General features: G+C 45.3%; 3 protein-coding genes. All 3 read left to right on the top strand.

Features of this window, described 5'->3' with window-relative positions:
* Window positions 1–442 (top strand): exonuclease domain-containing protein (locus B3O33_RS02565; RefSeq protein WP_292362866.1); only part of this gene is annotated, 442 nt, incomplete at its 5' end.
* A 102-nt stretch (window positions 443–544) separates the two neighbouring features.
* Window positions 545–1,093 (top strand): nucleotide exchange factor GrpE, encoded by a 549-nt coding sequence (gene grpE, locus B3O33_RS02570; RefSeq protein ID WP_292360625.1) that lies wholly within the window; start codon window positions 545–547, stop codon window positions 1,091–1,093.
* 100 nt (window positions 1,094–1,193) lie between these two features.
* The coding region (locus tag B3O33_RS02575; protein WP_292362867.1) for an Hsp70 family protein at window positions 1,194–2,225 on the top strand (1,032 nt) is incomplete at its 3' end.

Raw genomic sequence — 2,225 nt, forward strand, 5'->3', positions numbered from 1 at the left:
CAATGCAGCGTTTGACGTGGGATTCCTCAATCATGAATTCACCAAGTTAGGTCATACGTCTCAGATTGAAGATATCTGCTCAGTGTTGGATACGCTGAAACTGGCAAGAGACAAACATCCCGGACAGAAAAACAATCTGGACGCGTTATGCAAACGTTACGGTGTAGATAATTCTAACCGCGAATTGCACGGCGCTTTACTGGATGCCGAGATCCTGGCAGATGTTTATTTAATGATGACTGGTGGGCAGGTCAGCTTATCATTAGCTGCCGAGCAATTTGAGCCACAGCAGGATATTGAGCAGAATGATCTCACTACAATCGAACGTCCACGCTCGGTATTAAAAGTGATTCAGGCTGATACTGCCGAACTGGCTGCTCATCAGATGATGCTCGAAAAATTGCAAGCCAGCAGTGATGGAAATTGTGTGTGGCTTAAATAACGTTGAAATTGTTTTAACAAAAAGTTCTGTCCGCCGCTTGAAATCAGATTTTTGACCCCCAAATAGCAGCTTTGTGTTGAGCAAAGCGGAATCTGATTAATCATGAGCAACGAAGAAATCGAAAAAGCGACGGCGGAATCTGAGCCGGTCGAAACCTCACCTGAAACAGCTGAGTCAGCGGAATCTGAAGCAGATGTTGTAAAACAGCTGGAAGATGCCCGTAACAAAGCCGATGAACATTGGAATGAATTGCTGCGTGCCAGAGCCGATCTGGAAAATATGCGTCGCAGACATAGTCGTGATCTGGAAAATGCCCACAAACATGCGCTGGACAAGTTCGTAACAGAACTGTTGCCTATTTGTGACAGTCTGGAATTTGGTCTCAACGCAGCAAAAAATGAAGATGCCAAGCTCGAAACAGTGCGAGATGGCATGGAAATGACACTCAAAATGTTTATGAGCTCGATCGGTAAGTTCGGTCTTGAACAACTTAATCCTGAGGGCGAGGCTTTCGATCCTGATCTGCATCAGGCCATGGCAATGCAGCCTGCAGAAGGCGTAGAAGCTAACCAGGTATTGAATGTTATGCAGAAAGGCTACCGCTTCAATGGACGTCTGTTACGTCCTGCCATGGTAGTGGTCTCTCAATAACCGGACGAAATTTAAGGGCTTGAAATCAAAATTTCCTGCCCCATCTATTATCACAACGGCTGGAATAGCCAGACGAACTTAGTACGATGGAGAAAAGATTATGGGTAGAATTATTGGTATTGACTTGGGTACGACCAACTCATGTGTAGCGGTGATGGAAGACGGCAAAGCCCGTGTCATCGAAAACAGTGAAGGCGATCGCACAACCCCGTCAATTGTTGCATTCAACAAAGATAACGAAGTGATGGTAGGTCAGTCTGCTAAACGTCAGGCTGTCACTAACGCCAAAAACACCTTGTACGCAATCAAGCGTTTGATTGGCCGTAAATTCAAAGATGATGTAGTACAGCGCGATATTGATATGGTGCCGTACAAAATCGTTGAAGCAGATAACGGTGATGCCTGGGTAGAAGCCAACGGCAAAAAAATGGCTCCGCCTGAAATTTCAGCTCGCGTTTTGATGAAAATGAAAAAAACCGCTGAAGAATTTTTGGGTGAAGAAGTCACCCAAGCGGTTGTTACCGTTCCGGCCTATTTTAATGACTCACAACGTCAAGCCACAAAAGACGCGGGCAAGATTGCCGGTCTGGAAGTCAAACGTATCATCAACGAACCGACTGCCGCAGCGCTGGCTTACGGCATGGACAAAAAACGCGGTGATTCCACGGTTGTTGTATATGATTTGGGTGGTGGTACTTTTGACGTATCTATCATTGAAATTGCTGATATTGAAGGTGAGCATCAGTTTGAAGTACTGGCTACCAACGGTGATACATTCCTGGGTGGTGAAGACTTTGACCAACGTATCATTGATTATCTGGTTGCTGAATTCAAGAAAGATCAGGGTGTTGATCTGAGTAAAGATCCTTTGGCCTTGCAACGTTTGAAAGATGCTGCCGAGAAAGCCAAAATTGAGTTGTCTTCCAGCTCACAAACGGACATTAATCTGCCTTATATTACTGCAGATGCCAGTGGTCCTAAACATATGGAAATCCGTCTGACCCGTGCCAAGCTGGAATCTTTGGTAGAAGACTTGATTTCACGCAGTATGGAGCCATGCAAAATGGCGCTTAAAGATGCTGGTCTGAAAATCTCTGATATCAACGACGTTATTCTGGTCGGTGGTCAAACT

The organism is Methylophaga sp. UBA1464 (assembly GCF_002325665.1).
Taxonomy (GTDB): Bacteria; Pseudomonadota; Gammaproteobacteria; order Nitrosococcales; family Methylophagaceae; genus Methylophaga.

What these genes read in the sequence shown, in the direction of transcription:
- grpE (WP_292360625.1), top strand. Translation starts at nt 545, where the DNA reads ATGAGCAACGAAGAAATCGAAAAAGCGACGGCGGAATCTGAGCCGGTC.